This window comes from Streptomyces sp. NPDC048606 (genome assembly GCF_040650855.1).
Taxonomy (GTDB): Bacteria; Actinomycetota; Actinomycetes; order Streptomycetales; family Streptomycetaceae; genus Streptomyces.
This window is the reverse complement of record NZ_JBEZIB010000023.1, coordinates 60,189-81,176: the sequence shown is the minus strand read 5'-3', so window position 1 is coordinate 81,176 and position 20,988 is coordinate 60,189. Positions and strand designations below refer to the sequence as shown.

Genomic DNA, 20,988 nt, shown 5'->3' with positions numbered 1-20,988 from the left:
CATGCCCTCACCCCATCGGCACGACGGTTCCGTCCCGCCCGTCGGCGCGCGGGCGCTCTACGACGACGTGGCGTGGGCGGACGCGGTGACGGGCTGTGCGAACACCGGACCGGGGCAGGATCTGAGCCTGACGGCCCGGCCGTTGCCCGACCGTCCCGGCGCGCTCCTGATCGGCAGCTGTGACCTCGACACCCGGCCGATCCTGAGCGCGGCCCTCGGTGTCGTGGTCCGCATCCCCGGCAAGGTCGTCCACCTCGACCTCGCCGCCGTCCCGTTCCTCGACGCGGCAGCGGTCGCCGCCCTGGTGGGGGCCACCGCCGCGGTCACCGGACAGGGGCGGCGGCTGCTGCTGCACCACCCGCCGTACTCGCTCCGCAGGGTCGTGGAGATGTTCCCGGACGAATGTGCCGCGCTGGAGGTCGCAGCATGATCAACCTTCCCGCGTCCACCGACCCCGGGGCCTTCGTCCACCCCGCCCTGTTCTACGAGGGCCAGGCGGAGTACCTGGAGGCGGTGGGCGGGTTCGTGACCGACGCCCTCACCGCCGACGAGCCGGTGCTGGTGGCCGTTCCCGGGCCCCGGCTGAAGGCGCTGCGCGACTGCCTCGACGTCGGCGCGCACGAGGTCACCTGGACGGACATGACGGTCCTCGGACGCAATCCCGGCCGGATCCTGGCCGCGCTCCAGGACTTCGCCGACCGGCACGTCGGCCGGCCCGCCCGGATCGTGGGCGAGCCCATCTGGCCCGGTCGCACGCGGGCCGAGGTGCTGGAGGCCACCCGGCACGAGGCGCTGATCGACACGGCCTTCGCGGGGCGCCCCGCGACCGTCCTGTGCCCGTACGACGCCCTCGGTCTGCCGGCCTCGGTGGTGGCCGACGCCCGACGCACCCACCCCACGGTGATCGGGGAGGAGGCGGACCCGGCCGGCCCGGTCCACGTGGACCCCGCTGCGGTCCGCGCCGAATGCGATCCGCCCCTGCCCGAGCCCGAAGGCGGCGCGGGGCCCCGGCTGGAGTACGCCCGCGGGCAGCTGGGCGCGGTGCGCGAGTACGTCGACGCCTGGGCCCGCGGCACGGCCCTGAGCCCGGCCCGGCGCGGCGACCTGGTCCTCGCGGTCAGCGAGGCCGCCGCGAACTCGTGCGCCCACGGGGGCGGATCGGGCTCGCTGCGGTTGTGGCGCGTCGGCGCCACCGGGATCGTGGCCGAGATCCGCGACGGCGGCCGGCTGGTCGACCCACTGGCGGGGCGCCGCCGCCCCTCCCTGACGTCGACCGACGGGGGCCGCGGCCTGTGGATGATCCATCAGCTGTGCGACCTCGTGGAGATCCGCGCCGGCGCCACCGGGCTCACGCTCAGATTGCACATGGCGACCTCGTGAGAGCGGCCGTCGCCTAGAATGTCGCGGGTGCGTTCGCCGCCACCGGTCGGGGGGCCGGGGCGCGATCCGCGACGGTCAGGACGGCCGGGACGGAGGGGCCACGAGGTGGTCCGCCACGCGTACGGGACCGCGAACGTTCCCGGCAGCAGGAAAACCAGTGTCGACGGTGGGGTGGAGAGCACAGTGGAAACCACGGGGCCGGAGACCGGCGGGCCGCCGCGCGCCGGGGCCTCCGTCGCGGAGCAGCGGCGCAGGCTCGCCCTGTCCGGCGTCCGGGGCCACGTGGCCAAGGGCCGCGACTTCACCCACCAGGCCCTGCTGGACTGGGGCTGGGCCGGGAACGAGACCGCCGACGACGTCCTGCTCCTCGTGTCCGAACTGCTGACGAACGCGTCCCTGCACGCGGGCGGTTGCGTCGAACTCGCCCTCACGGCGGGCGAGCACCTGCGGATCGAGGTCTTCGACGGCTCGACGACGCCGCCCCGCCGCCACCCGTCCCCGCAGCGGGGCCTGCCGGGCGGGCACGGCCTCTACATCGTGGAGCGCCTCTCCGACCGTTGGGGCACCCGTACCCACGAGACCGGCAAGGCCGTCTGGGCGGAGATCGAGGCGTCCCGCCTGACCTCCGGCAGGTCCACGGGCAGGTGACGCGCCGCCGGGCGCCGCGACCGCGCGGTGCCCGGACCGCCTCCCCGCCTCCCCGCGGGCGCTCCGCTTCGGCTTCCGCGCGGTACCGGGTGGTCGCGGACGCGTCATCGCGTCGGACGGGGGCAGGCGCGGGACATGACACCGCATCCCCTCGCGTCCCTGGCCCTGGCCCCCGCGCCCGGCCCCGTCTGGATCCACCTGGTCGTCATCGGCTTCGCGCTGCTGCTCCTCGTGCACTCCCTGGCCCGGCACCGCTGAGTCGTCTCCCGAAGGGGCCGCGGTCGAGGCCTGTCGATCAACGCCCGGGGTATGCGCGGTACATGGAGACCTCTTCGGTTCGACGGGGTGGCCCCGGCCGCCCGTGGTGGGTGAGGATCGCCGTCGCCGTGACGGCGGTCGTGGCGCTGGTGGCGCTCCTGGCTCGCTTCGACCTGGTTCCGGGGTTCGACGACCTCTTCGGCGAACGGACGCGGGACAGGTCCGGGCCGGCGTTGTTGGAGTCGCTGCGGGACATGCACCGTTACGAGGCGGCCGTCGGCAACTTCCAGGTGGTCGTCGACCTGGAGAAGGACGCGGCGTTCCTGCCGGACGCCATCCGCGGGACCCGCACCCTGTACGTGGGGGCGGGCACGGTCGGCGGCTACGTGGACATGGGCGCGCTGGACGAGCGGAGCGTCACCGTGAACGGCGACCGCACCGCGGCCACGATCCGGCTGCCGCGCCCGGTGCTCGGAGAGGCCGCGCTGGACCCGGACCGCTCGTACGCGGTCTCGAAGCAGCGCGGCCTGCTGGACCGCCTCGGCGACCTGTTCTCCGACAACCCGGCCGGTGAGCAGGCCGTCCAGAAGCTGGCCGCCCGGCACATCACCGAGGCGGCCCGCGAGAGCGGACTCGCGGAGCGCGCCGAGAAGAACACGACGGCGATGTTGGAGGGCCTGCTGCGCTCCCTCGGCTTCCGCACGGTCGAGGTCCGCTACGGGTGAGGCGCCCCGCCCGACCCGCGCCGCCCCGCCCGACCCGCGCCGCCCCGACCCGGCCCGTCCGACCCGTCTACCGCGGTCCGTCACCCGTCCTGCCGGCGGACACGCGACGGCGCCGGGACGCGGGGGCCCACGGTCTCGGGCGCGACCCAGCGGTGCCACCAGTGCCGGCGGCGCGGGTGGACGGCGCGGCCGAGCCGTCGGCCGATCAGCAGGTAGCCGAGGAGCGCTCCGGCCGTGTTGAGGATGACGTCGTCGATGTCGAAGACGCGGCCGGTGACCAGGGCCCCCTGGATCAGTTCGACGAGGGTCATCAGACAGGCCATCACGACGCCGACCCGCAGCAGCCCGCGGGCCACGGGCAGCAGGACGGGCAGGAGCACGCCGAAGGGCAGTCCGAGCAGCAGGTTCCCGCCCAACTGGCGGAGGGCCTCGGTGGTCGAGGTCCCGTGGAGGTAGGAGCTGATCGAGTGTCCCGGGCGCACGTTGCTGTGGACGAGGGGTACGGAGGCCGCGGACGGTTCCAGGGTGAGCCGGGCCAGTACCACGCTGAACAGGACGGTCCCGGCGAAGGCGGCCGTCATGGCCAGCGCGCGGACGGCCGGGTGTACGGGGGCCCGCGGCCCCGCGGTGAGCGGTTCGGCGCCCGGTCCCGCGACGCCCGGTCCCGCGACGCCCGGTCCCGCGACGCCCGGTCCCGCGGCGGCCGGTCCGGCGGCGACCTTCCGCTCCGGGGCCGGTTCGGCCGCGCCTGCTGATTCCCTGTCACGCCACCAGGCGTACTTCCGTGTCATGCGGGCGCGTCTACCCCGTGGGCCGCCCCGAACGCGTACCTCCTCGGCCGCGACCGCCGCGCGTCAGGTGGGTGATCAGGACGGACGCGACGAAGGTGGCCACGAGGCAGGTCGCCGCGACCAGGCCGACGCCGACCACGAAGAGGCCGCTCGCGTCGTCCGACCAGTCGTACCAGGCGGCGGCGGTCACACCGGCCGTGGTGCCGAGGACCGCGCTCGCGACGTGACCCCGGGAGGCGGCCCAGTAGACGGGGATCATCAGGGTCAGCACCAGTCCGATCACCTGCCAGGCCTCGTACGGGCCCGTCTGCGAGCCGTCGGGGTGGACGTCGCGGTGCCGGTCCCAGCCCAGCCAGGCGGCCCAGGCCGCGGCCGAGAGGAGGGGCGGCAACAGGACGAAGGCGGGGTTCCACGACGTGCGGCGCATGACACCAGCCTCGCGCCGACGGCGCGCCGGTGCCAGGGCGCGCCCGCCCGCCGCCGCCCGGACACGGGAGGAGAGCGGCGCGGCCGGACGCCGGGGCGGCGTACGCCCTGGGGCGGGTGGCCCGTGGTAGACATCGTCGAGGCGGGCGGCACGGGCCCGCTCCGACGGACCGGTGCTCGACGCCCGCCGTCGACCGTCACGGCTTCGGGACCCGTCGACGTCGCCCCGCCCGCGGCGGTCGCGCGGCGGAGCCGGTCCCGGCGGGACCGCGGGAGGACGCGTGGCCGCGCTCGGCGACCTGATCGAGATCGACGACAGGACCGTGCTGGTCCTGGGGCGGGAACTGGACCTCGACCACGGCCGGCCGGACGTGGCCAACGCCCTCGTGCACCGGGCCGGCGACACCCTGGTCCTCGTGGACACCGGGGTGACGACGGCCTTCCGCGCGGCGCTTCGGGAGGCGACGCGGCGCGTCGGCCCCTGGTCCCGGGCGCTGCTGTTGACCACGCACGGCCATCCCGACCACGTGGGCAACAACGACCTGGTGGACGAACTGGGCGTACCGGCCGAGCACTACGTGCCCGCCCCCGACCTGGACCAGATGCGGGACCCGGTCGCCTACTGGGCGCGGTCCCTCGCGCGTGTCGCCGGGGTCGTGCCGGTGCCCGACCCGGCGGGGGCCGCCGAGGGGCTGATGGCGCTGTTCAGCCCGATGCGGCCCTTCGCCGCCGGTACGCGGACCTACGAGGAGCTGGTCCCGGAGCGGATCCGGATCGGCTCGACGCGGTTCGGCGGTTGGAGCTTCGTCGACGGCGCGGTCCGGGTGCTGCGCAGCCAGGGGCACTGCGCGGGGCACGTGATCGTGCACCTGAGGGACTGCGGCGTGCTCCACCTGTCCGACGAGGGCAACGGAGCCTGTGGTGCGATGGTCGACGCCGATCAGCTCAAGATCCAGACCGTGCTCGGAGCCGTCGCCCGGATCTTCGAGGAGGGCGAGGCCTCGTTCCTCACCGACGGGCACACCTTCGCCGTGCGCGGGGGCGCCGAGGCCGTCGCGTACCTGGACGGGCTGCTGGAGCGGGCGTGTGCCCTGCAGGAGGCGGCGCTCGCCCTGACGGGGCGGGAGGGGCGGGCGCGGCCGGAGGAGTTCACCGCCGGTTACGCGCGGGCGCTCGCCGCGTCGGACGCGGCCGGCGCCAACCCGAACACGCTGTTCACCGCGATGTCGGCGGTCAACCAACTCCGCGAACTCGGGCTGCGTCCGGAGTCCGAGGACCTGCGGGCACCCTGGTCGCGGCCCTCCCCGCACGACCGCGCGTAGCCGGTGCGCGCGACGCCGGGCCGGGGTGCCTCCCCGGCCCGACGTCCGGGTCTCAGGCCGCCGCGGCCGCCGCGTTGCGGTGGAGGGCGTCGCGCAGTCGCGCGGCCTGGGTGACCAGGCGGGACCTGCCGCCGCGGCCGGCGGCCTCGCCGAGCCCGGCCGGCTCCGGGGAGGCGGCCCCGCACTGTTCCACGCACTCGGCGGCCGTGGCCACGATGTCACCGGAGCCGCGTGCGTCGGTGGTCCCGCTCAGCAGCACGGGCAGGGTGGCGGCCAGGACGGCCCAGGTGGTCGCGTAGGCGCCGCCGGCGGCGGCGGTGCGCAGGGAGTCGGCGAGCCGGTTGGGCTTCACGGTACCCAGGGCGATCAGCTCGGCGAGGTCGTCTCCGAGGCGGGCGGCGTCGAGTTGGCCCCGGGCCGCGAGGATCAGCAGGGCGTCCACGGCGCCGATCCGGTCCTCGGGGTGGCGGGCGCCGAGCCCGGTGGCGATCGCCAGGTGCAGGGCCGGACCCGCGGGTCCGCCGGCCGCGGCGAGCAGGGGCAGCACGGCGGCGCCCTCGCGGGCCTCGTGGACGGCGGAGGCCGTGACGACCGGCAGCCACCAGGCGGCCAGCGTCTCGCGGTCCTCGGGCAGGACCGCGAGGAGACAGGCGTCGTCGCGGCCGTCCCAGCAGCGGTCGGCCGCCTCGCGGGCCCGTGCCAGGTCGTGGAAGGGGTGCGGGAAGTCGCGCCGGACGGTCGTGCGTGCCCCGGTGTCCAGTACGAGGCGCGCCGGGGTCCCGCCGCCCCAGCGGTGGCGGACGGCCGGAGCCGTGCGGCGGGTGACGGCCACCGGCCCGCCGTCCTCGCCGAGCCAGGCGGCGAGCCGCTCGCCCTCGGGCGTGCCGAGGGCGGCGGCCTCGGGGATGACGGCGGCGTCGCGCCGGACCCGCAGCAGGGCCTGGGCGAGGTCCGCGGGGGCGGGTCGTGCGCCGAGCCGGGCGTACTCGGCGAGGCGGGCGACGAGCACCCGGGCGTCGAGGGTGCCGGTGTCCTCGGTGGGGGTGGCCAGGAGGAAGGGCAGCGGCCGGTCGGCGATGGCGCGCGCCGCCTCGTCGACGCGCGCGTGGACGACCCCGTGCAGTCCGGTGTGGTGGCACTCGTGGCGCCAGGTGCCGAGGGCCTCCCGGGGATCGTCGCCGGGCGGGGAGCCCAGGACGGCCGCCGCCACGCGTTCCAGGCCGGGCAGTCCGTGGGTGTGTCGCCGGGACCGCGCGGCGTCGAGCCACCAGCGGTCCTCCAGGGCGGGGCGCAGTGCGGCGGCGAGGGCCGCCCGGTCGTGGTGGGCGTGGCGTACGAGGCCGTCGAGGGCGCGCTCGAACTCCTCGACGCCGGCGGTGCGGGAGTTGACGACGGCCGCGACGAGTTCCGCGGTCTCGGCGGCCGTCTCGGGGGCCGGGGCGAGCGGGGCCGGGAGCGGGGGCGGCGGCAGGAGTTCCCGGTAGGGGTCGGCCTGCGCGGCGGGTTCGGCGTCCTGCCCGAAGACCTCGACGGCGCGGGCCCGGTGGACGGGGCTGAGCAGGCCGGCCCGGTCGGCGAGTTCCGCGCGCAGGGCGGGATCGTCGGGGAGGTGGGCGGCGACCAGCTTCAGCGCCCGCTCCTGGAGGTCGGTGTCCTCGTGCCCGAAGACCTCGGCGACCTCCGGCAGCAGTTCGGGGGCGGTGACCGGGTCGCGGGTGAGTTCGCGCCCGATCAGGACGAGTTGGGCGCGTACGAGCTTCTTCTCGGGGCGGAAGAGGACGGCGGCCGACGTCTCGGCGAGCATGCGGGAGGTGAGTCGGCCCGCGGCGGCGAGCCGGGCGAGGGTCTGCTGGGCGGCGCCGGCGACGGCGGACGGCCCGTCCGCGGCGAGGGCCATCCAGTCGGCGATCCGCTCCCCCTCCTCCTGCGGGGTCGGGCGCAGGGCCTCCAGGACGGCCTGGTACGGCTTCAGTTGGGCGGGCTTTCCGCCGCGCAGCAGTCGGGCGGCGCAGCCGTCGAGGAGGACGGCGCGCTCCACGTGTCCCTCGTCGGCCAGGGTGGCCAGGGCGCCCGGCCACTTCTCGGGGTCGTCCGCGTCCCAGCGGCGGGCGAAGGCGCGGACGGGTTCGGCGGTCTCGAAGAGCCGCGGGACGAGCGCGCTGACGTGGGGGTCCTCGCGCAGGGCGACGGCGAGCGGGGTGCGGGAGGCGCCCACGGCCGCCGCCCAGCCCTCCACGACGCCGTCGGTGGTGGGCATGGCGCAGCCGGAGCGGCCGACGAGTTCGCGGATGAGCGGGTAGTCCTCCTCGGCGGTGGCGGCGCGGGCGGCAAGCCGGTGGGCGAGGTCGCCGAGCCACTTCGGGTCCCGGCCGGCGATGACGTCGAGAAGGACGGCCGTCGGGGGAAGGGGGCGCCAACGGCGCAGGTCGGTGGCGCCGATCCAGCCGGCGGCGGCCGCGGCCCCGGTGGTGCAGGCGGCTCCGGCGATGACGAGGGCCGGGCTCATCAGGTCCCGGTCCTGCCAACGCTCCCAGCGCGAGGCGCGCAGTTCGGCGCGCAGCGCCTTGAGGGCGGTGAGGAGGTCCCGGCGTTCCGCGGCGTCCAGGGGCTTCAGGAGGCCCGGCAGTTCGGCGGCGCGGCCCGCCCGTACGGCTTCGAGGACGTCGTCGGTGTTCATCGTGCGGCTCCGGAAGGGGCGGGGGTGGTGGTGGGGGCGGTGGCGGCCCGCAGGGCCATCCGGGTGGCGAGCGCGTGCTTGCAGGGGCCGCGCCGGCCCCGGTGGTCGGCCCACCACTGGCAGGTGCAGCTGAGCGCGCCGCCGGACTCGCGGACCCGGTAGTGACGTTCGCCGGAGGCCACCACGGCGGTGTCGGGCCACTCCAGGGTGACCGCGCCCGCCTCCAGCAGGGCGCGGGCGGCGACCAGACGCGGGTTGTGACGCTCGGCGCGCCGGGCGTCGTAGGGGAGTTCGCGATGGAAGTAGGAGGCTTCGGCCACGTCCCAGCCGACCCGGCCCGCCGTGCCGAGGCGGACGAGGGCGGCTCGTACGCGCTCCACGGTCAGGCCCGACTGGTCGGCGAGGTCGGCGGGGTCGATGCGCGGTTCCCAGGCGAGCAGGACGGAGACGAGTTCGGCGTCCTCGGCCGCCGCGTCGGTGGCGAGGGCCTCCAGGACACCGCCTTCGCCGGAGAACCCGCGGTCGGTCTCCGGGGAGAGGGTGAGGGTGAGGCGCATGCCGGGAAGGCCCACCTCCCAGGCGGAGGCGGTGGGGTGGGCGCCGTCCTGCGGGGGGCCGTACACGCGCAGGCCGGTGGCGTGCCGCAGGACGCGCTGGAGGGCGGCGAGGCGCTCGGGGCCGGGCAGGCAGATCGCGCCGGGCACCGGCCGGGTGGTGGGGCGCAGCGTCCGGCCGGCGGGGACCACCCAGCGGACGGCGCTCGTGGCCGTGCCGCCGGTGGTGGTGCGGGGCAGGGAGCGCAGGAACCGGCTCGTCTCGGCGGAGCCCAGTTCGGCTCGCAGGTCGAAGCCGGTGGTGATGGCCTGGGACTCGGCGAAGCCGCGCAGCCAACGGTCCGGCAGGGGGACCTTCTTCTCGACGACCGGCCCGTCGAGGGTGGTCACCGTCATCTCGTCGGGGCCGACGCGCAGGTGCAGCGGGTCGTCGCCGGTCAGGCGGGACAGCGCCTCGCGCAGCGGGTTGTTGACGTCGACGTTGGTGGTGCCGTGGCCGGTGTCGGCGCCGCGCAGGCCCTCGGGCAGCACGTCGAGGCGGGCGTACACCCCGCAGCAGCCGGAGAAGGACTCGAAGCGGAGGCGGTCGCCGTTGCCCGTGACCACCGGGTCGAGCGAGGCCCGCAGGGTGCGGCGGTAGTAGCGCGCGGCGGCCACGTCCGCGACGGCGAGCAGCGCCCGCGCCGCCGCCTGAGGGGCGCTCAGGAACCCCGCGAAGAAGCGGGGGTGGGCGTCCGCTCCGGTCGGGGTCAGGCCGCCGGCCGTCTCCAGGTTCAGGGCCTGGCCCGCTCCGGCGGTGGTGAGCGAAGAGGGGCGTGCGTAGGCGAAGGTGTGTGCGATCCGCGTCATGTCGCAGACGCTAGGGGCACCCACTGACATCGCCGTCGGGGGCGGCGGCGCGGGGCCCGTCGGACGGTGTCCCCCGGGCCGGATCGCGCGCCGGCGCGCTCGTACCCGGCCGGGTCCGCACCGGTCGGTCAGGGCAGGCCGGTCAGGGCAGGCCCACCAGTCCCCAGCCGCGACGGGCGGCCTCGGTGGTGGCCTCGCCCCATTCCCTCAGGAGCGCGGTGAACTCCTCGAAGGTCGCCGGGCGGCCCGCCCAGCCCTCGCACTCGGCGGCGAAGGGTCCGCGCAGTTCCGCGAGGCGGGGTTCGGCCCGTTGCCAGGCCCGGGCCTTGTCGGGGAGCGCTGTCGGCGGGCACACCAGCAGGACGCGTGGCCGCCAGGGGTCGTCACCGGGCGGGAGGAAGCCCCCGCCGCCCGTCAAGGCCGGGTCGTCGGCCGGATCGGAGTCCCAGATCAGGCCGTCGAGGAAGGTGTCCATCGCCGCGCGCAGCGGCGCCTCGACGAGCGGCCTCAGGTCGTCCCAGGCGTCACCCGCGCGGGAGTGCGGACGGTAGGAGCCGGTGGTGGTGCGGAAGACGTACTCCGCGCACCACGCCGGCTCCGACCGTCGCGGGGGCCCGTTCCGGTGGTCGTCGTCCTCGCACTCCGCCTGCCACAAGGCGTCGGTCAGGGCGTCGATCCGGCGCTCGACGGGGACCTCGCCCCACCGCGCCCAGTCCGCCATGCACAGTGTGAGGTCGAGGCCCATGGCCGCAGCATAGGCGAGGTGATCGGAGCACCGTCGGGGCGGACCGGGGCGCGACGGGGGCCGTCCCGTCGGGGGGAGGTGTCAGGAGCCGCCGTCCGTCAGGATCCCCGGGTCCGAGAGGCCGGCCGCGCCGGTCTCGACCTTGCCCGCGAAGCGGCGTCGGAAGTCGGGTGATCCGGAGGCGGTGGCGGTCACGTCGTACCAGCCGCGCGTGTTGCGCAGCGGGACGGCGTGGGTGACGGTGGCGCCCTTGGCGACCGTGAGGCGCTTGGGGCCGCCGCCGTAGGCGTTGGTGATGGTCAGCGTCGCGGTCGAGGTGGCCGCGTTGGTGAGGGTGAGCTCCAGGTTTCCCGTGGTGGCGTTGTGGCGTGCGGTGATCTCGGGACCGGGGGTGGTGCCGGGGTTGCGGAAGGAGCGCAGGAAGCCGTTGGGGCCGTGGACGGTCAGGTCGGTGACCCCGGCCGAGTAGCGGGTGTTCCAGGTGTCCGCGATCGACTTCCCCGCCTCCGTGGTGTAGGTCCAGGGGGCGTCGGTGCGGTTGGCGGAGGTGACGAGGAACTGCGCGCCCAGGTCCGCGCCGCCGCTGAAGGTGAGGCGGAACTTCCCCTCGGCGGTGAGGGCCGCGCCGTCGACGTACGGGGCGTACTTCAGCGGCCGGGTGCGGCGGTTGCCCTTCTCCTGGCGCGGCATCGTGCCCACGGCCGGCGGGGTGGCCCGGAAGTCGGGGTGGCGCTCGCGGTCCTGCGGCTCCCACATGCCGGTGTCGGGCAGCCGCACCGAGGCCGTGTCCTTGCGGGCGAAGTCGAAGGCGGAGGTCAGGTCGCCGCAGACGGCGCGGCGCCAGGGCGAGATGTTGGGCTCGTGCACCCCGAAGCGCTTCTCCATGAAGCGGATCACCGAGGTGTGGTCGAAGGTCTCGGAGCAGGAGTATCCGCCGGTGCTCCACGGGGAGACGACCAGCATCGGCACGCGCGGGCCCAGACCGTAGGGTCCGGCGACGTAGCCGGGCGCGCCGGGGAAGACGTCGAGTTCGGTCGGCGCGGTGGACAGGCCCTGGGAGGCGTTGGCGGGCGCGTACGGCGGCACGAGGTGGTCGAAGAAGCCGTCGTTCTCGTCGTAGGTGATGAACAGGGCGGTACGGGCCCAGACGTCGGGGTTGGAGGTCAGCGCGTCCAGCACCCGCGCGATGTACCAGGCGCCGAAGTTGGAGGGCCAGTTGGAGTGTTCGCTGAAGGCCTCGGGGGCGGCGATCCAGGAGACCTGCGGGAGGGCGCCGGCCTCGACGTCCGCGCGCAGGCGGTCGAAGTAGCCCTCGCCGGCCTTGGCGTTCGTGCCGGTGCGGGCCTTCTCGTACAGGGGGTTGCCGGGCTGCGCGTTGCGGTAGTTGTTGAAGTAGAGCAGCGAGTTGTCGCCGTAGTTGCCCCGGAAGGCGTCGTTGATCCAGCCCCAGGAGCCGGCGGCGTCGAGGCCGTCGCCGATGTCCTGGTAGACCTTCCAGGAGATGCCCGCCGCCTCCAGCCGCTCCGGGTAGGTGGTCCAGCCGTAGCCGGCCTCGGCGTTGTTGAGGACCGGGCCGCCGCCCTTGCCGTCGTTGCCGGTGTGGCCCGACCAGAGGTAGTAGCGGTTGGGGTCGGTGGAGCCGATGAAGGAGCAGTGGTAGGCGTCGCAGACGGTGAACGTGTCGGCAAGGGCGTAGTGGAAGGGGATGTCCTCGCGCGTCAGGTGGGCCATGGTGGCCGGCGTCTTGGCGGGCACCCAGTTGTCGTACCGGCCCCGGTTGAAGGCGCTCTGACCGCCTGCCCAGTCGTGGTTGAGGCCCTGGAGGTACTCCATGCCGAGGTCGTCCGACGGGGGCCGGAACGGCAGCGTCTCCTTGCCCGCGTTGTCGGCCTGGTTCCAGACGGGCTTGCCGGAGGGCAGGGTCACGGGGCGGGGGTCGCCGAATCCGCGGACGCCGCGCAGGGCTCCGAAGTAGTGGTCGAAGGAACGATTCTCCTGCATCAGCACCACGACGTGCTCGACGTCGGCGATGGTTCCGGTCGTGCCCTGCGCGGGGATGGCGGCGGCCCGCGCGATGCTCTCGTTGAGCAGCGTCAGGGCGGCGGCGCCGCCGGTGAGCTGGAGAAAACGGCGACGGTTGAGTTCTGCCATGGCGAGAGGGACCTCTGCTTTGATCGAGGGGTGCTGGAGCGCACCCAGAACAGCCTGCCCGGTGTACCGGAGAGGGAGCCTGACGTGACGTCGGCGGATACACCAGACGAACGGCAGTCTCTTCGCGCAGAAGTTCGGCCATTTCCCGTCGCCCGGGGGAACGTTCCGCCGGCGGCGGGCACCGCCGATCACACCGGGTGCGCGCCCCCGTCCGGCACGGCGGCGGGACGACCGTCGACCGCACTGCGGCGCGGGCGTACGCGCCACCCGAAGGGTGACGCCCGCCCGACGGCCCCGATCACCCGGGCGACGACGTGCGCCCCTCCCCCTCGCCCTTCCCCTCGGCATTCCCCTCGCCCTTCCCCTCGTCCTCCGCCGCGCCGAGGCCGGCGACGAACACGTCGAGCCCGCGCTTGATGCGGTCCAGGTCCCAGCCACGCTCCGTGCGTTGGAAGTCGAACAGCCCCGGGGTGTAGGCCATGAGGAGGAGGTCCGCCACGTAGGCGGCGTCCGCGCCGGGGGCGAGTTCCGCGACCAGGTCGACGATCTGCCCGTGATGCCGACGGAAGGGGGCGCTGTGGTAACGCCCGGCGGGCGCGCTCGCCTCCGCGAGGAGCAGCAACGCGCGGTTTTCCTCGACCAGTTCGGCCATGCCGTGGAGGAAGGCGCGCAGTCGCTCGCGCGCGGCGGGGGTCGCGCCCTCGCGGCGCGCGAAGGCCTCCTGGAAGCGGTTCTCGTTGTCCTCGATCAGCGCGTAGACCAGTCCCGGCCGGTCGCGGAAGCGGCGGTAGACGGTGCCGACCCCGACCCCGGCCTCCTTGGCCACCGCGTCCAGGGACAGTTCGGCGAACCCGTCCGCCGCGAGGAGGCGCCGGGCGGCGTCGAGGATGCGCAGGCGGTTGCGGGCGGCGTCGGCGCGCTCGGTGGGGGCGGTCATGCGGAGCAGCGTAGCGGAGGGAACGGAGAGTTCTCCGGTTACCCCTTGAGAATCGGAGCTCTCTCCGCTTATGGTTGCGGCACGCCAACCGGAGAGCCCTCCGATTGATGGTCGGTCACAGCCCGCAGACGCACCGCCCCGAGGGAGATCACCACCATGACCACGCCCGCCGCCCCCGCGACCGCCCCCCTCCTCACCGGTCAGACCATCGGCCTCGCCTACCACGCGATCGCCGCCGTACGCGACCGCCTCCTCGCCGGCTCGGGCCTGACCTTCCACCGGTCCGTGGCCCTCAAGGCCGTCGCCGACGGCTTCGACCGCGACGGTGCCGTCGACCGGGTGGCGACGACGCTGCGGATCGACGCGTCGCGGGCACACGCCCTCCTCGACGAACTCGCCGAGGAGGGCCTGGTCGACGCCGCAGGCGCCCTCACCGACGCGGGCGACCGGGTGCACCGGGGGTTCACCGACGCCGTGGCCGCGCTGACCGAGCGGCTGTACGGCGACCTCCCCACCGCCGACCGCGAGATCGCCGCCCGCGCCCTCGCGCACGTCACGGCCCGGGCGGACGCCGAACTCTCCGGCCCCGACCTCCGGCCCCTCGGCTAGGCCCCTCGGCTAGACCTCGTCGCGCACGAGGGACAGCAGGCGGTCCAGGACGCGCGGGCCGCCCGCGCGGACGCCGTCGTGTTCGAACTCGTCCGTCACCCAGGTCCGCAGGCCCCGGATCGCCCGGGCGGTGCGCAGCGAGTGCGCGGTGTCCACATACATGTCGTCGTGGTAGACGGCGGCGGCGACGGGCACCTCGTTGGCCGCGAGGCGGGCCGGGTCGTACAGCGGCTGCCATCCCGTACGGGCGGCCAGCAGTTCGGCGGTCTCGCGCAGCGGGACGAGCGCGGGGTCGGTGTTGAAGTGCCAGGGGTGCACGCTCTCGCCGGTGAACAGCAGCGGCCCGTCGCCGGCCAGGGTCGCGGCGGCGTCGAAGCGGGGTTGTTCGGCGAGGACGCGGTCGGCGGCCCAGGCGGTGGGCACGGCCGGGTCCTGGGCGTAGATCGACTCGTGGATCAGCGCGTAGAGCGGGTGCGCGGCGAAGGACAGCTCCGCGCGGACGCCCTCCAGGAAGGCGTCGGAGAGGGCCGGCCCGGCGGGGGTCGGCACGAAGGCGTCCTCCAGGAGGTAGTGCAGCCGGTGGCCGCCGTCCCCGGTGCCGAGGAGGATGCCGAGGGAACGGAAGGCGTCGACGGTGAGCGGGTGGCCGCCGGGGAGGTCCGTCGGGGTCTCGGCGAGGTGCGCGGCGATCCGCCGGACCCGGTCGACGTCCATCGGGTACCGGGCGTAGTGGGCGAGGTTCTTGCGCTCGATCCGGGCGTACGCCGCCCGGTACACCTCGTCGGCGGTGGCGTCCAGCGCGGGCAGACCGCCCGTGATCAGGGCGGCGCTCAGGCCTTCGGGGGCGGTGGAGAGGTAGTGGGTGGCGCAGAAGCCCCCGAAGCTCTGGCCCAGTACGGTCCAGGGCGCGCCGCCGGTCAGGAGGGGGCGTACGGCCTCGCAGTCGCGCACGATCGAGTCGGCCCGGAAGTGGGCGAGGTACGCGGCCTGCCGCTCGGGGGTACCGCGCAGCGGCAGGGTCTGCCGGGACACCGGGGTGGAGCGCCCCGTACCGCGCTGGTCGAGGAGGAGCACCCGGTACTCGTCGAGGGCCCGCTCCAGCCAGGCCTGCCGCCCGACGAACCGGCGGGCGCCGAAGCCGGGGCCGCCCTCCAGGTACAGCAGCCAGGGCAGGGTGTCGGGGTCCTTGCCGCCGGCGACGACCTCGCGGGCGTACAGCTCGATGGACTCGCCGTCCGGGTCCGCGTGGTCCAGCGGAACGGTGAAGTGGTGGTCGGTCAGGACGACGCCGGGCTGACGGTAGCTGAAGTCGGTGGTCACGGGGCTCCCTGGGTGCGGTGACCGGCGCGGAGGGACGGGAGGCCGGACGGGAGGCCGGACCGGGGCCGGCGCGCCGTACGGTTTTCGGCGCCCAGGCTACCGGCGCGGCCCCGGGAGCGGGTCCCGCGCCGGCTCCGGATGCGCGGGCGAACCCTCGGTCGGAGACTTGGGTGTACAGCCATCCCGGAGAGAGGACGAGGCATGTCCATGCTCGACAAGCTCAAGGGGCTCCTCAAGGGCCACGAGGACGTGGCCCGCCAAGGGGTCGAGAAGGCCGGAGACGCCTTCGACGCCAAGACCCAGAACAAGTACCAGGGCCAGGTGGACGAGGTGCAGAAGAGGATCAACGACCAGCTCGGTACCCAGCCGCCGCCCACCGCGGGGGGCGAGCGCCCGCCGCAGCCCTGAGCCCGGCGGGCTCCTGCGGCACGGCCGCGGCCGGGCCGCCTCTTCCGCGTCCTACTGGTTCGTGGTCCAGGTGAACTTGCCGCCGCCGACCCACTGCACCTCGTCGAGGTCGTCGAGGTCCTTGATCTGGATGCCCATGTCCGCCGCGACCAGCAACACGTCCGTCATCGACATGGCCCTGCCGACGAATTCCCCGTCGACTTCCACGATGCGAAAGGGCGGGTTGCCGGGTTGGACGCCCAGCACGGTGATCCGGGCCGGGGAGAGGTGAGGTGTCAGTCCTTCGGTCATACGGCGACGGTTCCACGCCGGCGCCGGTGACGGGCGCGGCGACACGTTCCGGGGGTCCGATCGGCTTCCCGTACGGCCCAACGCGGCGCGGTGCCGCGCGGTCCGACCGGACCCGGTGGAGCCCTCGCCGCGCCCGCCGTACGTGGACCGCGCGGTCCGCGCCCCCGGGGCCGACCCGCCCGGCGAAACCCGGGTGCGGTCGCCCGCCCGGCCTTGGGATCATGGGCCAATGGTCCAGCAACTCACCCCTCTTGTCGTCCGGCACACCCGTCGCGTCCCCCGCCCCACCGGGCCGGTCGGGGAAGGCGGGGCGGCGGCCCGCAGGTTCGACGCCGCGTTGATGTCCGTCGGCTTCAAGCTCTCCACGGGGCTGTTGCGGCACCTGTCGGGACTGGCCGAGGACGCGGTCGTCGCCACAGCGGCGCACACGCTGGACACCGTCCGCGCGATGGTCGGCGACCACGTGCGGCACAACGTCTACTTCATCGACTTCCCGGCCAACGTGCCGGACACCTTCGGCTTCTGGGCCCGGTGCCTGGCCGACGCCCTCGCCGACGACGACGCCCGCCCGAACGTGCTCGACCGGCTCGGCGACGGCCTGGTGGACCTGCTCACCCTCCCCGCCTACGGCAACTACCGGCACGCCTACGCCGAGATGCTCGACCACCACGACGAGCTGGTCGCCGCGGCGGGCGACCGCATGACGGTCCTCCACCTGGGCGATCCGGCGGATGACGAACTCACCTCCCTCTACCTGGCGTTGGCGGGCGGCACCACGCCGCTGGGCGAGGAGGGGCTGCGGGACCTGCGGGACCTGGCCGCCCACTGCGCCGACGGACCTCAGCCGCCGGAGATACCGGTGCGCGAGAACCGGGCCGAGGTCAACCGGGCCCGGCTGACGGTCGGCGCGGAACCGCTGCTGGACACGGTCACCGACGTGCTGCGGCTGGCCTGCGCGCTCGCGGACGGGGACGTGACCCTGCGGGAGCCCACGCGGTTCCGTAACCTGCCCCGCGCCGTGCGCCGCACCCTGCTGGCCGGCCTCGACGCGGTCGTCGCCGCCTCTCCGGCGAAACTCGCCGACGTGCACGCGCACCGGGAGGCCTGGAAGCGCCTGGGCGAGCGACTGCACCCGCACGAATACCCGCGGTGGCCGCACGCGGCCGACGTGTTCGCCGTCGCCCGCCGACAGAAGGCCGCGCCGAGCCTGGAGAGCCGCGTCGAGGGCCTCCTCGACGCGGACGACGTCACCGGCGCGGCCGAACTGCTCACGGCCGCGCCCGGCAGGCTCCTGCGCTCCCTGGACCGGCTGCTGCGCCTCGCGGACGGCCGGGACGAGCGCGACGCCGTCGTGACCGCCGCCGAGCGGGTCCTCCCCCGGGTGTCGGGGCGGGTCGTGCTGTCGGCACGTCAGCACCTGCACGACCGGGGGAAGGGCACCGACCGGCGAAGGGGGCGACGGGTGTTCGTCAACCGCCTCGGCCGGGCCTGGGTCACCGACGACACCCGGCCGCCGCTTCCCGCCGCGGAGTGCGAGCGCCTGACGGCCTCGCTCGACGCCGACCTGCGCCGCCGACTGCCCGTCGCGCGGCACCTGTTGATCGACCCGCAGATCCTGGACGTGGCCCTGCCCCTCAGCGGCAAGGCCACCGCGGCGGGGCTCGGGGTGCTGCCGCGCGGCTCGGTCTCCCCCGTCGACGGGGAACTGCTGCGCTTCTTCGTGTACTGGAAGCAGGCCGCGCGCTCCACGGACTACGACCTGTCCGCGCTGATGCTGGACGACGAGTACGAGACCGTGTGCTGGTTGTCGTACACCAACCTCCAGGAGGCGGAGGGCGAGCACTCCGGCGACATCACGGACGCCGCCGACGGGGCCTCGGAGTTCATCAACCTGCGCCTGGGCGCCGTACGGGGCAGTTGCGTCGTGCCCCAGGTCAACATCTTCTCCGGGGAGGGCTTCGAGGAGGTCGAGGAGTCCTTCTTCGGGTTCATGCTGCGCGAGGGCGAACAAGGGGGCCGCCCCTTCGAGGCCCGTACGGTGCGCATGAAGTCGGACCTGCGCGGTCCCGGCCGGGTCGCGCTGCCGCTCGCGTTCCTGCGCGGGCCCGACGGCCGGTGGTACGCCAAGTGGCTGCACCTGTACCTGACGGGGAGCCCGGCCGCCAACCGAGTGGAGGGCAACCGGGTGACGGTCGCGACGCTGCTGCGCGCGGTCGTCGAGCGCGAACAGCTCACGGTGCGCCACCTCGCCGACCTGATGACCGGTGAGGCGACGACCGTCACCCTGTGGGACGGGGTGACGGTCCCGGCCGGCCCCGTCACCTATCTGGGTCTGGAGCGGCCCGACGGGCTGCATCCCGATTCGCGGATCGTCACCCCGGAAAACCTCCGCGACCTGATCCCGGCCTGACTGTTAGGGTGGGCGCAGGCGAGGCCATGAGGGGGCTTCCTTCTCCACCCACTCCGATTAGCCCCTTCGCCTTCCTCGCCGCTCACGTGAAGCCTCCGGCCGGCCCGCCGTATCAGCGGGCCGGCCGGAGGCCTTCGGTCCGCGCGGACGCGGCCTCCGGGGCCGCGAGGATCTCGGCGGCCAGGTCGGGGCGCCCCTCGCGTTCCATCGTCAGGGCCAGCCGGCGCAGGAACGCCGCGAGCAGCTCGGGTGCCTCGTGGGCGGTGATGGTGCCGCGCCGCAGCGCGATGGCGAGGGCCCGGCGGAAGCCGTCGGTGTCGACCTCGGCCTTCCTGCGGTAGTAGGCGTGGACGCCGATCCGGCCGCGGTCGCGGGAGCCGTCCGCGCTCTGCGGGATCCGGTACCGGGCGGGGATGTCCGGCTCGTAGGCGACGCAGGTGCCGCCGGCGGCCATCCGCAGCCAGGTGTGCGCGTCCTCTGAACCGCGTACCTCCGGGAAGGGGTGCGCGGAGGCGAGGGCGGTACGGACGGACACCGTCGAGGTCAGCGAGGTGTAGCCGGTCTCCACACCGATCCGGATCCAGGCGTCCGGTCCTTCGGGCGCCCTGGCGTGGGAGTCGAGTATCTCCCGCACGGACGGGGTCAGTCGGTCGGGGGCCACCCCATCGCCGCGTTCGTCGACGACGGTGAACGAGGAGTAGAGGAAGTCGACTTCGGGGCGGTCGGCGAAGGTCCGTCGGGTCCGTTCCAACCGTCGCGGGTGCGCGATGTCGTCGGCGTCCAGGAAGAGGACGAACGGCGCGCCCCGCCCGGCGGCCCAGCGCACGCCCTCGTTGCGGCCGTGCCCCTGGCCCCGGTTCGTGGGCTGCCGGAGCACGGTGATCCGCGCGGGGTCCGCCTCACGCACCTCGCCGACCGCGTCCCGGCCGCCGGGGCGGGGAGAGGCGTCGTCGACGAGGACCAGGCGCCACGCCGGGTCGGTCTGCGCCCGCAGGCTCTCGACGGCCTGGTGCAGGTGGTCGGGGGCATCGGGCCCGTCGCCGTAGTACGGCATGACGAACACGGGCGTTCCCGCCCCGGAGCGGTCCTCGCGGGGCGCGGGGCCCCGTCCTTCGGTGGGTCTCCATCCGGCCATCCGGTGATCATGGACCATGGCGCGGCGCGCCGCCAGGGGTCGGCGGCCTCAGGCCGGCAGGTCCATCACGAGCAGCGGGACCGTGGTGGGTTGCGGGGATCCGCCCGCGGGTTCGAGGGTCAGTCCGATCAGGCCGGCGTCGGTCGTGTCGCCGTCGATGAGCACGCTGCCGTCCTGGCGGAGGAAGCCGGCGGGGCGCACGGAGCCCCCGTGGTCGAGCCACAGCTGGTAGGTCTTCCCGCCGACCGGCAGCGGCAGGCCGGTGGCCGTGAAGACGGCCCTGTTCTGTCGCGCGGAGGCCACCACCGTCGTGGACGCCCCGTTGGTCGTCCGGCCGTGGGAGGTGCGGGCGTCGGGTGCGGCGAGGATGGAGGTGACGTCGTCGAGGCGCTGCTGGCTCTGTCGGGCGCGTTCCTCGTACGCGCGGCTCTCCTGGTGCTGCCATACGGCCAGCCCGGCGAAGGAGGCCGCGACGAGCACGCTCGCGGCGGCGATGAGGATCCCGGCCCGGCGGCGCAGCACGTCGCGGAGGGTGGTCGGGGTGGTGACCACGGCGGCGCGGGGCGGGAGTTGGCGCACGGTGTCGACGGCGGCCAGGGTCCGGCGCTTCGCGGAGGCGGACGGCGTGCGACCGACCGCGGCGGCCAGGCGTGCCGTGGTGGCCTGGAACTCGGCCACTTCGCGGCGGCAGGCCTCGCAGGTGGCGAGGTGGGCGGCGAACCGCTCGCGTTCGGCGGGGTCCAGGGCGTCCAGGACGTAGGCGGCGGTGAGCGCGTGGGCGTCGGGCCGGTTCCTGTTCATGTGGTCACCCCCATGCAGTCGCGGAGGCGGATCAGGCCGTCGCGCATGCGCGTCTTGATGGTGGGGAGGGGTGTGTCCAGGGTTTCCGCGACTTCGCGGCAGGTCAGGCCCCGGTAGTAGGCCAGGGTCACGGCCTCGCGCTGGAGCTCGGTCAGGGACCGCAGGCAACGGCGCACCCGTTCGCCGTCGAGCCGGGATTCGACCTGTTCGACGACCTCGTCGAACGCCGTCTCGTGGGCGTGGGCGGCCTGGACCTGCTCGCGGACCGCGGACGCCTGCGCGGAGCGGACCCGGTCGACGGCCCGACGGTGCGCGATGGTCGCGGCCCAGGTGGTGACGCTGCCGGATTCGGGCCGGTAGCGGGCGGCCTGGCGCCAGACGTCGATCATGGTTTCCTGTGTGACCTCCTCGGACTGGGCGCGGTCGCGGACGACTTTGATCACGATGCCGAAGACGAGCGGCGCGAGGACGTCGTAGAGGTCGGAGAACGCGTCCTTGTCACCGTGGGCGACCCTGCGCATGACCTGGGCCAGGTCGGTGCGCCGGCCCGC

At 74.9% G+C, this 20,988-nt stretch carries 21 protein-coding genes; 9 read left to right on the top strand and 12 right to left on the bottom strand.

Annotation, left to right across the window (positions count from 1 at the left end; all coding sequences use genetic code 11):
* Position 1: 1 nt before the first annotated feature.
* From AB0D01_RS24270 to AB0D01_RS24250, 5 genes are all read left to right on the top strand, one after another.
* Positions 2-430 carry an STAS domain-containing protein gene (locus tag AB0D01_RS24270; RefSeq protein WP_363058579.1) on the top strand — a complete coding sequence of 143 codons (429 nt, stop codon included), beginning with the start codon at positions 2-4 and terminating at the stop codon, positions 428-430.
* A complete protein-coding gene (locus AB0D01_RS24265; RefSeq protein ID WP_363058577.1) occupies positions 427-1,380 on the top strand; it encodes a sensor histidine kinase in 954 nt (317 codons plus the stop codon). Before AB0D01_RS24270 ends, AB0D01_RS24265 begins: the two co-directional genes overlap by 4 nt.
* 183 nt (positions 1,381-1,563) lie before the next feature.
* The gene (locus AB0D01_RS24260) at positions 1,564-2,028 is read left to right on the top strand and encodes an ATP-binding protein (RefSeq protein WP_363058575.1); all 465 of its coding nucleotides are present in this window, start codon (positions 1,564-1,566) and stop codon (positions 2,026-2,028) included.
* A 135-nt stretch (positions 2,029-2,163) separates the two neighbouring features.
* Positions 2,164-2,286, top strand: coding sequence for a hypothetical protein (locus AB0D01_RS24255; RefSeq protein WP_363058574.1), 123 nt, complete (start codon positions 2,164-2,166; stop codon positions 2,284-2,286).
* A gap of 62 nt (positions 2,287-2,348) precedes the next feature.
* Positions 2,349-3,011 carry a DUF4230 domain-containing protein gene (locus AB0D01_RS24250; protein ID WP_363058572.1) on the top strand — a complete coding sequence of 221 codons (663 nt, stop codon included), beginning with the start codon at positions 2,349-2,351 and terminating at the stop codon, positions 3,009-3,011.
* Positions 3,012-3,091: 80 nt separating this feature from the next.
* Here the strand turns inward: AB0D01_RS24250 and AB0D01_RS24245 are convergent, their stop codons facing one another.
* The gene (locus AB0D01_RS24245) at positions 3,092-3,802 is read right to left on the bottom strand and encodes a VanZ family protein (RefSeq protein WP_363058570.1); all 711 of its coding nucleotides are present in this window, start codon (positions 3,800-3,802) and stop codon (positions 3,092-3,094) included.
* Between the two features lie 10 nt (positions 3,803-3,812).
* Complete coding sequence (locus AB0D01_RS24240) at positions 3,813-4,229, bottom strand: hypothetical protein (protein WP_363058568.1); 417 nt, start codon at positions 4,227-4,229, stop codon at positions 3,813-3,815.
* Positions 4,230-4,509: 280 nt separating this feature from the next.
* Between AB0D01_RS24240 and AB0D01_RS24235 the strand changes: the two genes are divergently transcribed.
* Positions 4,510-5,550, top strand: a complete 1,041-nt coding sequence (locus AB0D01_RS24235; protein WP_363058566.1) for an MBL fold metallo-hydrolase — start codon at positions 4,510-4,512, stop codon at positions 5,548-5,550.
* A gap of 52 nt (positions 5,551-5,602) precedes the next feature.
* Here AB0D01_RS24235 and AB0D01_RS24230 read toward each other — a convergent pair whose 3' ends face one another.
* The 5 genes from AB0D01_RS24230 to AB0D01_RS24210 form a co-directional block, all read right to left on the bottom strand.
* On the bottom strand, positions 5,603-8,227 hold the full coding sequence (locus tag AB0D01_RS24230) for a DUF6493 family protein (RefSeq protein ID WP_363058565.1): 2,625 nt from the start codon (positions 8,225-8,227) through the stop codon (positions 5,603-5,605).
* Positions 8,224-9,630, bottom strand: coding sequence for an SWIM zinc finger family protein (locus tag AB0D01_RS24225; RefSeq protein WP_363058563.1), 1,407 nt, complete (start codon positions 9,628-9,630; stop codon positions 8,224-8,226). The genes AB0D01_RS24230 and AB0D01_RS24225 overlap by 4 nt, the downstream gene beginning before the upstream one ends.
* A gap of 142 nt (positions 9,631-9,772) precedes the next feature.
* Positions 9,773-10,375: a hypothetical protein gene (locus AB0D01_RS24220; RefSeq protein ID WP_363058561.1), complete on the bottom strand. Its 603-nt coding sequence runs from the start codon at positions 10,373-10,375 to the stop codon at positions 9,773-9,775.
* Positions 10,376-10,456: 81 nt separating this feature from the next.
* On the bottom strand, positions 10,457-12,526 hold the full coding sequence (locus AB0D01_RS24215; protein WP_363058559.1) for a phosphocholine-specific phospholipase C: 2,070 nt from the start codon (positions 12,524-12,526) through the stop codon (positions 10,457-10,459).
* Positions 12,527-12,824: 298 nt separating this feature from the next.
* Entirely contained in the window at positions 12,825-13,463 is a 639-nt protein-coding gene (locus AB0D01_RS24210; RefSeq protein WP_363058557.1) for a TetR/AcrR family transcriptional regulator, read from the bottom strand.
* A gap of 156 nt (positions 13,464-13,619) precedes the next feature.
* Between AB0D01_RS24210 and AB0D01_RS24205 the strand changes: the two genes are divergently transcribed.
* Positions 13,620-14,072 (top strand): hypothetical protein, encoded by a 453-nt coding sequence (locus tag AB0D01_RS24205; protein WP_363058555.1) that lies wholly within the window; start codon positions 13,620-13,622, stop codon positions 14,070-14,072.
* Between the two features lie 9 nt (positions 14,073-14,081).
* Here AB0D01_RS24205 and AB0D01_RS24200 read toward each other — a convergent pair whose 3' ends face one another.
* Positions 14,082-15,392: an alpha/beta fold hydrolase gene (locus AB0D01_RS24200; RefSeq protein WP_363058553.1), complete on the bottom strand. Its 1,311-nt coding sequence runs from the start codon at positions 15,390-15,392 to the stop codon at positions 14,082-14,084.
* A 201-nt stretch (positions 15,393-15,593) separates the two neighbouring features.
* Here AB0D01_RS24200 and AB0D01_RS24195 point away from each other — a divergent pair, with 201 nt between their 5' ends.
* The gene (locus tag AB0D01_RS24195; protein ID WP_363058551.1) at positions 15,594-15,800 is read left to right on the top strand and encodes an antitoxin; all 207 of its coding nucleotides are present in this window, start codon (positions 15,594-15,596) and stop codon (positions 15,798-15,800) included.
* Between the two features lie 51 nt (positions 15,801-15,851).
* On the opposite strand, the gene AB0D01_RS24190 is transcribed toward AB0D01_RS24195, so the two are convergent.
* Positions 15,852-16,091 (bottom strand): hypothetical protein, encoded by a 240-nt coding sequence (locus AB0D01_RS24190; RefSeq protein WP_363058549.1) that lies wholly within the window; start codon positions 16,089-16,091, stop codon positions 15,852-15,854.
* A gap of 229 nt (positions 16,092-16,320) precedes the next feature.
* On the opposite strand from AB0D01_RS24190, the gene AB0D01_RS24185 reads away from it, so the two are divergent.
* A complete protein-coding gene (locus AB0D01_RS24185; RefSeq protein ID WP_363058547.1) occupies positions 16,321-18,501 on the top strand; it encodes a hypothetical protein in 2,181 nt (726 codons plus the stop codon).
* 112 nt (positions 18,502-18,613) lie between these two features.
* Here the strand turns inward: AB0D01_RS24185 and AB0D01_RS24180 are convergent, their stop codons facing one another.
* The 3 genes from AB0D01_RS24180 to sigK are packed head-to-tail and all read right to left on the bottom strand — an operon-like array spanning position 18,614 to position 20,970.
* Entirely contained in the window at positions 18,614-19,636 is a 1,023-nt protein-coding gene (locus AB0D01_RS24180; protein ID WP_363058545.1) for a glycosyltransferase family A protein, read from the bottom strand.
* A 48-nt stretch (positions 19,637-19,684) separates the two neighbouring features.
* Complete coding sequence (locus tag AB0D01_RS24175) at positions 19,685-20,437, bottom strand: anti-sigma factor (RefSeq protein ID WP_363058543.1); 753 nt, start codon at positions 20,435-20,437, stop codon at positions 19,685-19,687.
* The gene (gene sigK / locus AB0D01_RS24170) at positions 20,434-20,970 is read right to left on the bottom strand and encodes an ECF RNA polymerase sigma factor SigK (protein ID WP_363058687.1); all 537 of its coding nucleotides are present in this window, start codon (positions 20,968-20,970) and stop codon (positions 20,434-20,436) included. The genes AB0D01_RS24175 and sigK overlap by 4 nt, the downstream gene beginning before the upstream one ends.
* Positions 20,971-20,988: the final 18 nt, after the last annotated feature.

What these genes read in the sequence shown, in the direction of transcription:
- AB0D01_RS24210 (WP_363058557.1), bottom strand. Translation starts at nt 13,463, where the DNA reads ATGACCGCCCCCACCGAGCGCGCCGACGCCGCCCGCAACCGCCTGCGC.
- AB0D01_RS24220 (WP_363058561.1), bottom strand. Translation starts at nt 10,375, where the DNA reads ATGGGCCTCGACCTCACACTGTGCATGGCGGACTGGGCGCGGTGGGGC.
- AB0D01_RS24175 (WP_363058543.1), bottom strand. Translation starts at nt 20,437, where the DNA reads ATGAACAGGAACCGGCCCGACGCCCACGCGCTCACCGCCGCCTACGTC.
- AB0D01_RS24230 (WP_363058565.1), bottom strand. Translation starts at nt 8,227, where the DNA reads ATGAACACCGACGACGTCCTCGAAGCCGTACGGGCGGGCCGCGCCGCC.
- AB0D01_RS24185 (WP_363058547.1), top strand. Translation starts at nt 16,321, where the DNA reads ATGGTCCAGCAACTCACCCCTCTTGTCGTCCGGCACACCCGTCGCGTC.
- AB0D01_RS24255 (WP_363058574.1), top strand. Translation starts at nt 2,164, where the DNA reads ATGACACCGCATCCCCTCGCGTCCCTGGCCCTGGCCCCCGCGCCCGGC.
- AB0D01_RS24250 (WP_363058572.1), top strand. Translation starts at nt 2,349, where the DNA reads ATGGAGACCTCTTCGGTTCGACGGGGTGGCCCCGGCCGCCCGTGGTGG.
- AB0D01_RS24265 (WP_363058577.1), top strand. Translation starts at nt 427, where the DNA reads ATGATCAACCTTCCCGCGTCCACCGACCCCGGGGCCTTCGTCCACCCC.
- AB0D01_RS24225 (WP_363058563.1), bottom strand. Translation starts at nt 9,630, where the DNA reads ATGACGCGGATCGCACACACCTTCGCCTACGCACGCCCCTCTTCGCTC.
- AB0D01_RS24270 (WP_363058579.1), top strand. Translation starts at nt 2, where the DNA reads ATGCCCTCACCCCATCGGCACGACGGTTCCGTCCCGCCCGTCGGCGCG.
- AB0D01_RS24245 (WP_363058570.1), bottom strand. Translation starts at nt 3,802, where the DNA reads ATGACACGGAAGTACGCCTGGTGGCGTGACAGGGAATCAGCAGGCGCG.
- AB0D01_RS24190 (WP_363058549.1), bottom strand. Translation starts at nt 16,091, where the DNA reads ATGACCGAAGGACTGACACCTCACCTCTCCCCGGCCCGGATCACCGTG.
- AB0D01_RS24215 (WP_363058559.1), bottom strand. Translation starts at nt 12,526, where the DNA reads ATGGCAGAACTCAACCGTCGCCGTTTTCTCCAGCTCACCGGCGGCGCC.
- AB0D01_RS24195 (WP_363058551.1), top strand. Translation starts at nt 15,594, where the DNA reads ATGTCCATGCTCGACAAGCTCAAGGGGCTCCTCAAGGGCCACGAGGAC.
- AB0D01_RS24205 (WP_363058555.1), top strand. Translation starts at nt 13,620, where the DNA reads ATGACCACGCCCGCCGCCCCCGCGACCGCCCCCCTCCTCACCGGTCAG.
- AB0D01_RS24180 (WP_363058545.1), bottom strand. Translation starts at nt 19,636, where the DNA reads ATGGCCGGATGGAGACCCACCGAAGGACGGGGCCCCGCGCCCCGCGAG.
- AB0D01_RS24240 (WP_363058568.1), bottom strand. Translation starts at nt 4,229, where the DNA reads ATGCGCCGCACGTCGTGGAACCCCGCCTTCGTCCTGTTGCCGCCCCTC.